The 7,597-nt window shown below is 54.6% G+C and carries 7 protein-coding genes and 1 tRNA gene; 7 read left to right on the forward strand and 1 reads right to left on the reverse strand.

What is annotated here, in order from left to right:
- Window positions 1-9 precede the first annotated feature (9 nt).
- A complete protein-coding gene (locus ACT53D_RS14060; RefSeq protein ID WP_476156777.1) occupies window positions 10-1,137 on the forward strand; it encodes a glycosyltransferase family 4 protein in 1,128 nt (375 codons plus the stop codon).
- Here the strand turns inward: ACT53D_RS14060 and ACT53D_RS14065 are convergent.
- Window positions 1,112-1,384: a hypothetical protein gene (locus tag ACT53D_RS14065; RefSeq protein WP_476156779.1), complete on the reverse strand. Its 273-nt coding sequence runs from the start codon at window positions 1,382-1,384 to the stop codon at window positions 1,112-1,114. The genes ACT53D_RS14060 and ACT53D_RS14065 overlap by 26 nt on opposite strands.
- On the opposite strand from ACT53D_RS14065, the gene ACT53D_RS14070 reads away from it, so the two are divergent.
- From ACT53D_RS14070 to ACT53D_RS14095, 6 genes are all read left to right on the forward strand, one after another.
- Window positions 1,383-2,420, forward strand: coding sequence for an O-antigen ligase family protein (locus ACT53D_RS14070; protein ID WP_476156781.1), 1,038 nt, complete (start codon window positions 1,383-1,385; stop codon window positions 2,418-2,420). The two genes, ACT53D_RS14065 and ACT53D_RS14070, sit on opposite strands and share 2 nt — an antisense overlap.
- Window positions 2,404-3,522, forward strand: a complete 1,119-nt coding sequence (locus ACT53D_RS14075) for a glycosyltransferase family 9 protein (protein WP_476156783.1) — start codon at window positions 2,404-2,406, stop codon at window positions 3,520-3,522. Before ACT53D_RS14070 ends, ACT53D_RS14075 begins: the two co-directional genes overlap by 17 nt.
- Window positions 3,515-4,579, forward strand: a complete 1,065-nt coding sequence (locus ACT53D_RS14080) for a glycosyltransferase (RefSeq protein ID WP_476156785.1) — start codon at window positions 3,515-3,517, stop codon at window positions 4,577-4,579. The genes ACT53D_RS14075 and ACT53D_RS14080 overlap by 8 nt, the downstream gene beginning before the upstream one ends.
- Window positions 4,580-4,588: 9 nt before the next feature.
- A complete protein-coding gene (locus ACT53D_RS14085; protein WP_476156787.1) occupies window positions 4,589-5,575 on the forward strand; it encodes a glycosyltransferase family 9 protein in 987 nt (328 codons plus the stop codon).
- Window positions 5,576-5,583: 8 nt separating this feature from the next.
- On the forward strand, window positions 5,584-7,320 hold the full coding sequence (gene msbA / locus ACT53D_RS14090) for a lipid A export permease/ATP-binding protein MsbA (RefSeq protein ID WP_476156789.1): 1,737 nt from the start codon (window positions 5,584-5,586) through the stop codon (window positions 7,318-7,320).
- A gap of 75 nt (window positions 7,321-7,395) precedes the next feature.
- A tRNA-Met gene (locus ACT53D_RS14095) sits at window positions 7,396-7,472 on the forward strand.
- The last annotated feature ends 125 nt before the right edge of the window (window positions 7,473-7,597 follow it).

Here is a 7,597-nt window from a genome sequence, read left to right on the forward strand (position 1 = left end):
AGTCTGCTTTTGCGAAAACTCACGGTTTTACAAGTGCTGCCCGCCTTGCAATCTGGCGGTGTGGAGCGCGGCACCCTCGAGGTGGCTGCAGCACTGGTGGCACAAGGGCACCGCTCGCTGGTGATGTCTGCGGGCGGACGCATGGTGGCCGAGCTGGAAGCGGCCGGCAGTACGCACCTGACCTGTCCGGTCGGACGTAAGTCATTACTGACCTTGTTATGGATTCCCAAATTACAACGCATTTGGCGGCAAATGCAGGTAGATATTGTCCATGTCCGTTCGCGCTTTCCAGCCTGGGTGGTGTATTGGGCCTGGAAAACCATGCCACGTGCACAGCGTCCGCGCTTGGTGACGACAGTGCATGGGTATTATCGGCCTGGCCGGTATAGCCGGATCATGACCGCGGGCGAGCAAGTGATTGTGATCTCAAAAACCATACAAGCCTATGCGCAAACGCACTACCAGCTTGAAAACCATAAGATGACGCTGATCTACCGCGGGGTGGATACCACTCAGTACTTCCCGGGCTACCAGCCAGAGGCGGACTGGAAGCAGCAATGGTTTGCCCAATATCCGCAGACCCAGGGCAAACGCCTGCTATTACTCCCGGCCAGAATTTCGCGCTGGAAAGGCGCGGAGGATTTTGTCGAGCTGGTGGGGGTGGTTTGTCGTCAACATAAAGATATTCATGCTTTGCTGGTGGGGGAGGTCGATACTGGCAAGCAGGCATTCGCAGCGACTTTGCAACATCAGATTGCGCTGGCCGGCCTGAGCGATTGCGTGACGATGACGGGTTATCGCAAAGACGTGAAAAATATCATGGCGATTTCCGAGATCGTTTATTCACTGTCTTTGGCGCCTGAGGCGTTTGGACGGACCACGCTGGAGGCATTGAGTCTGGGTGTGCCGGTGATTGCGTATGATCATGGCGGCGTGGCGGAGCAAATGGCGGCCTTATTACCGGAGGGGGCTGTGCAAGTGGGTAATATTGCTGAAGCGGCGATTCTGACCCTGAATTGGCTGGAAGAGCGGCCTGCGGTGCGCCCGAACACCCTGTTTACCTTATCCGACATGCAACAGAAAACGCTGGACGTTTACCAGCGCGTCATGTCTAAGCCTTTGGATGTGAACTCATGATGTTTGCACGCGCAATGTTTAAAGCCTGGCCTTCAGGATGGGCAGACAGCACTGCGGTGCGGATGCCACCGGGCTTGGCTTGGGCTTGTACCTTGCTGGCGGTGATGATGATCGCCTGGAGTCCTTTTTCTGGCGGGGCCCGTTTGCCCACCGCTGTGCTGGCCATGGTGGGCGTATTTTTATGCTTCAGGTCGGGAGTGGCAATATACAGGCAGTCTGTAGTGCGTCGCTGGAGTGCGGTCTTCATGCTGTTGTGGTTGCCGATGTGGCTCTCGTGCCTGCAGGCCGAACATCCCCAAGCCAGTTTGGTGGCGATAGCCTGGTTTAGCCTGCTGTATTTTGCAGCGCTCCCATTATTGCTGACATTCCAGGTGACCCGCTATCGCCAGCTGTTTGCGCAATGGGTGACGGGCATCATGCTGTTGTGGATGCTGGATAGCAGTATTCAATATCTTTTCGGCGTCGATCTGCTTGGCATTGCCAAAACACCGGAAGGCCGCATTACCGGCATGTTTCATGACTTGCACCAAGGGATTCTGATGTTGCCCATGTTGCCGCTGCTGTTTTATCACTGGCTGCCCAAGCGTCCCTGGTTGGCGTGGGGACTGGTGCTAGGCGTTGGCGTGGTGGTGACGCTCTCTGGTGCCAGAGGATACTTGTATATATTTTTGCTGATGTTGTTACTGGCCTTGTGGCAGCAGCGGGCAAGCTGGAAAGTGTGGGCCGCGGTACTTTGTGTGCCCTTGCTGGCTGTGGCATTGGCTGGTGCGTTGAGCCCGCAACTGGCCAAATATAAACTGCAGCATACGCAGGCGATTTCGGATACGCAGCAGTCGACGTTTGACCGCGTGAATCATGCGTTAAGCTACCGTCTCAATTTGTGGGAAACCGGGCTACACATGTGGCAGGCGCACCCGCTGACCGGTGTCGGCAGCAATCACTTCAAGCGTGTTTATGCCGAGTATGCCACGCGCAGTGATGACCCTTTTGTGGCTCACCCTACCCATACGCATAATATTTATGTTGAGTGGCTGGCCGAAACCGGCCTGGTGGGTGGCATCGGCCTGATCGCGATTATGGGGTTATGTGTGGCCTGGTTCAGGCAAGCGGCGCGTCCGCTACAGCAGCAAGCCTGGCCTTATGCCTTACCACTGATGGTGATTTATTTTCCGCTCAACACCACGCAACCCATGCTGGTGCCTTGGTGGTTTCCGGTGCTCATGCTATTGGCCTGCCTCATGATTGCAAGTATGCAAAGGGATCAGGATGCACAAGCAAGCTAGGCTAAAGAGTTATCTTGATGCTGACTGCCTGTCGGAGTCACTCGATCAGACCGTGGTCTGCGATTTGCCCGCCCGTCAGGGGATCAAACGCATCCTGATCATCAAGTGGGGCGGTATGGGCGATATTGTTATGAGCACAGCCGCCATCGAAGATATTCACCAGGCGTTTCCACAGGCTGTCTTGCATTTAAATACCTTGCCAGCCTGGCAGTCCCTGTTTGCAGATGATCCTCGATTTGAGCGCATCTGGTGTTTGAATCTGCAGCAAAAATCAGGGCGTTGGCGTATTTACCGTCAGTGGCTGGCTGAAGTAGCAGCCATGCAGTATGACTTGATCATTGATTTGCAAACCAATGATAAAAGCCGGCTGTTACTGAGCCTGTTGCGATTGAGTGGTCGCGCGCCCAGGTGGCTGTTGGGCAATCATGCGCGCTTTCCCTACACGGTCCGTCAAATTCGCGCATTGCCGCAGGCCCATAGTTTTCAAATCTTGCAGCAGACCTTAATCACAGCAGGCATCCCCGCCCTGACCAATGGGCCAACATTGGCCGTGAGTGCTGCTGCGCAAACGGCTGCCCAGCAGTTGTTAAGCCAGCATGGGCTGACGTCTCAGCCTTTTGCGGTATTTTTATGTGGTAGCCACGCCGGGATGGCGACCAAGCGCTGGGGCGCCGAACAGTATGCTGCGCTGGTGGCACATTGTATTGCGCGTGGGGAGCGTGTGGTATTGCTGGGCGGGCAAGATGAGGCCGAGACGTGTCAGCAGATTGCCAGCCGTCATCCTGCGCAGGTGGTGAATTTATGCGGACAAACCAGCTTGCTGGCCGTGCCCGCCATTTGTGCGCGGGCGCAATATATTGTTGCTAACGATACCGGAACTGCGCATTTGGCGGCAACCACCCCTACGCCCATGGTGGTGCTTTGTGGGCCGACCAATCCACTGCGGGTCAAACCGGTAGGCGCGCAAGTTGTCGCCTTGCAACTCGATTTGCCTTGTAAAAACTGCTATGCCAAGCAATGCAGCCACCACTCTTGCATGCGACAGTTGACGCCTGCGCAAGTGTTACCTTATTTGCCGGAAGTGAAGCGCCATCATGCCTAAAGTGATTTGGTGGGGGCGTTCAGACCTCAATTATTCCCGCAACCGTATCAGTCGGCAATTGCTGCAGGCCTTGGGCTGCCAGCTAATCGACTTCAGGCCACATCTGAGTGGCTGGGGGGATGTTGAAGCACAGTTAAAAGGCCTGCCTACGCCCGACCTGGTGTGGGTGCCCTGTTTCAGGCACCGAGATGTTGAAGCCGCCAGCCGCTGGGCAGGCAGACACGGTGTGCCGCTCGTATTTGACCCCTTGATCAGTGCCTGGCAAAAGCAGGTGTATGAGCGAAACAAGTTTGCTGAGCAGAGCCCGCAAGCACAGCGCTTGCTCAGCACCGAGACAAAGTGCTTGCAGTTGGCGGATATGGTGTTGCTGGATACGGCGCTGCAACAGCAGATGTTTATTGAACGTTTTGGCTTGTCAGCAGAAAAAACTGCGGTGGTCTATGTAGGCGCGGAGCAGCCACTGTTTTCGCCGGTGTCGCTGGTTAAGTCTCGACCCCTGAGCACAGAAGTCTTGTTTTATGGCAGCTTTATTGCGCTCCATGGGGTGGAGACGGTGATTCAAGCCGCCAGACTGACAGCGGCTCAACCGCATCTGCGCTGGGTGTTGTTGGGCGATGGCCCGACCAAGGCGGCGGCACGGCAGCAAGCGGCGGGCTTGGCCAATGTGCATTTTGAAGACAGTTTGGCCTATCCCAATTTGCCAGGCCGGATCGCCAAAGCGGATATCGTGCTGGGCGTGTTTGGTGGCTCGCAAAAGGCCGCGCAGGTCATCCCTAATAAAGTGTTTCAGGGCCTAGCCTGTGGCCGTCCTGTCATTACGCGCAGCAGTGAGGCTTATCCTGCAGGGCTGCCCAACGGACCATTGAGCGGTTTATGGCAGATCGAGGCAGCCAATCCTGCCGCCCTGGCCGATGCGGTCATGCAATGCGTGAATAGCCAGCAGGACAAAAAATTGGCAGCACGTACTTTATATACGCAGTACTTTTCGCCTGCACAGTTAGAACAGCAACTCAAAGAGGCGCTGGTCAGACTCGGCTTGTCCTTTGAGTGCAGGTAAGACAGCCCGATGACCAGCGCTCAACCCCGCATCCTCATGATTACGCTGTCCAATATTGGGGACGCCATCCTGACGACGCCGGTACTGGCAGCCCTGCATGCGCACCTGCCAGAAGCGCGCATAGACCTCGTGAGTGATGTCCGTTCTTCAGCCTTGTTTGACCCCTGTCCTTATATTGACCGTATTTTCGTGCGCGACAAACGTTCAGGCTGGGCGGGCTATGTGCAATTGATTCGCTTGTTGAGAAAAACCCGGTATGACGTCCTAGTCGATCTGCGCACGGATTTTTTGCCTTATCTGCTGCGAGCAAAGCAAGTGTTTAAAAAACGCTCCAATGCCAGCACCATGCACCTGCACTCGGCAGAAAAACATTTGGCGGCCGTGGAGGCGTTAGTCGGCGATCTACGACCCAACGCAACCTTGTGGGCCAGTGAGCAAGATCATGCCTTGGTCGCAGACCTGTTCCCCATGCTGGGGCAAGGGCGCTGGCTGGCGATCGGGCCGGGCGCAAATTTTGCCGGTAAAATCTGGCCGGTCGAGCGTTATGCGGCGGTGGCCAATGCGCTTGCGAATGAAGTCTCGGGCGTGGTGTTACTGGGTTCGCAAGCGGATGCCGAGCTCGCACAACGCTTTGTTGCACTGGCTCAACTCCCGGTGCAGGTGGCGTGTGGACGATTAAGCTTGCCACAGTCTTATGCCTTGCTGCAAAAATGTCATGCCTATCTCGGAAATGACTCCGGGCTCGGGCATATGGCTGCCGCGGCGGGTTTGACGAGCCTGACCTTGTTTGGCCCGGGTTCGCCGGTCCGTTATTTGCCCTGGTCTCCACAAGCGCACTTTATTCAAGATGCACAACAGGATATTCTCGGGATTGGTGTAGAAGCCGTGGTGGCTCGTCTGCAGGGCTTGTTGGCCGAGATGACTGTCGATGCCCAAGTCGAATCCCATACCGGCTCCTCTCATTCAAGGTCGCCCAGCGCTCATAAAAACCATTAGTCTTTACCATGATCAATCACACTCCCAGCGCGTATGCACAACTGACCCGGCTCATGGCCTATCTCAAACCTTATTGGGCCACTTTTTTTCTGGCGCTGGTTTGTCTGGTGGTCTTGTCAGCCAGTAATACCGGTTTTCTCAGTACCATCAAGCATGTGACGGATGAAGGCTTCACCACGCAGACACAGACCTATGCGCGCTTGACGCTGGCGGCGATGCTGGGTGGCTTGTTGCTGGTGCGTGCATTGGCAGGCTTTGGTTCCAATTACCTGATCAGGATTGTCGGCCGCCGCGTTATCGAGGATGTACGCAATCAGGTTTTTGCACACATGCTGAAGTTGCCTGCTAGTTTTTTTGATCAGCACGCCATTGCCAATATCACCACCAAAATGACGTTTGACTGCGAGCAGCTATATAGTGCGGTCACCAAAGTCATTATCTCCTCCATTCGCGATAGCTTGACCATTATTGGCATCGTCTCTTATATGCTTTATCTGGACTGGAAACTGACGCTGGTGTTTTTGCTGCTGTCGCCGCTGATTGCCAGATATCTGAAAAAAATGACGCCAAAATTGCGTAACTCGGGCCGACAGGTGCAAGCCAGCATGTCAGACATGACACAGGTGATTGAAGAGGCCGCCAGTGGACAGCGCGTGGTCAAGGTGTTCAGTGGCGAGCAGTATGAGTATGAACGCTTTAGCCATATCGTTGCCACTAACCGGCAAATGATGGTCAGGTTAGGGCGCATCTCTGGTTTAAACAGTATGTTTGTCGAGATGCTGGCCGCCATTGCGTTAGCCATGGTGATCTATTACTCTGCCGGCCAGTTTACCGCTGGTGAGTTTGCGGCTTTTATTGGCGCCTTGCTCATGCTGATTGGTCCGGTGAAAGCGATTACTTCTGTGAATGAAGATGTGCAAATTGCGATTGCCGCCTGCCAAAGTGTGTTTGCCGTGCTGGATACGCCTGCCGAAAACAATCAGGGTCAGGTGGTTTTGGCTGAGCCCATCCGCCAAATTCGCTTTGAGCAGGTCACTTTTCAGTATCCGCACGCGAACAGTCCGGCGCTAAAAGAGCTCAACCTGACCATCCATGCTGGTGAAACGGTGGCCTTGGTTGGCATGTCAGGGGGCGGCAAGTCTACACTGGCGCATTTGTTGCCCCGTTTTCATGAGGTGCAACAAGGGCAGTTACTGATCAATGATCTCCCTATCCAGCAACTGGCGCTGGCTGAGCTGCGCCAGCAGTTTGCATTCGTCAGTCAGGAAACCGTCTTGTTCAATGACAGCATTTACCACAACATTGCCTACGGCAGTTTACGTGGGGCCTCTAAAGAGGCGGTGATTGCAGCAGCAAAGGCGGCACATGCCTGGGAGTTCATCGAAAAACTGCCACAACAACTGGACACGCATATTGGTGACAGGGGCTTGCGGCTCTCCGGCGGCCAACGTCAAAGACTGTCGATTGCGCGCGCCATGCTTAAAAATGCCCCCATCTTAATTTTGGATGAAGCGACGTCCGCACTCGATAATGAATCCGAACATAACGTGCAGGCCGCACTGACCCAGCTCATGCAGGGCAGAACCACCATCATGATCGCGCACCGTCTCTCCACCATTCAGCATGCCAGTCGAATTATCGTCATGGATGGTGGTCGTATCGTTGAAGAAGGCGTGCACGAGCAACTCATGCAGGCCGGCGGCAAATATGCCACGCTCTACCATCTCTATGGAAAAAGCAAATAACAGTTGACACTGTTTTTGAAAGTTTGCTATAGTCTCACCTCTCGACGCAACACATGTTTTACAAGTCGATTCGGACGCGGGATGGAGCAGTCTGGCAGCTCGTCGGGCTCATAACCCGAAGGTCACAGGTTCAAATCCTGTTCCCGCAACCAAGCAAAAATACGTTTTAAAATTAAATGAATTTGATGCTTGACCGAACGAAAAACCTCTGTATAATGCGCGCTTCGCTTGAAACGTTGGAAGTTGAAACGGAAGAGCGAAAAGCCTTCGAGGCACT

It is taken from the genome of Methylophilus sp. DMC16, assembly GCF_056314045.1.

Excerpts from the sequence above, each read along its gene's own strand:
- ACT53D_RS14070 (WP_476156781.1), top strand. The coding sequence starts at position 1,383 with ATGCTGTTGTGGTTGCCGATGTGGCTCTCGTGCCTGCAGGCCGAACAT.
- ACT53D_RS14065 (WP_476156779.1), bottom strand. The coding sequence starts at position 1,384 with ATGAAGACCGCACTCCAGCGACGCACTACAGACTGCCTGTATATTGCC.
- ACT53D_RS14075 (WP_476156783.1), top strand. The coding sequence starts at position 2,404 with ATGCACAAGCAAGCTAGGCTAAAGAGTTATCTTGATGCTGACTGCCTG.
- ACT53D_RS14080 (WP_476156785.1), top strand. The coding sequence starts at position 3,515 with ATGCCTAAAGTGATTTGGTGGGGGCGTTCAGACCTCAATTATTCCCGC.
- ACT53D_RS14085 (WP_476156787.1), top strand. The coding sequence starts at position 4,589 with ATGACCAGCGCTCAACCCCGCATCCTCATGATTACGCTGTCCAATATT.
- msbA (WP_476156789.1), top strand. The coding sequence starts at position 5,584 with ATGATCAATCACACTCCCAGCGCGTATGCACAACTGACCCGGCTCATG.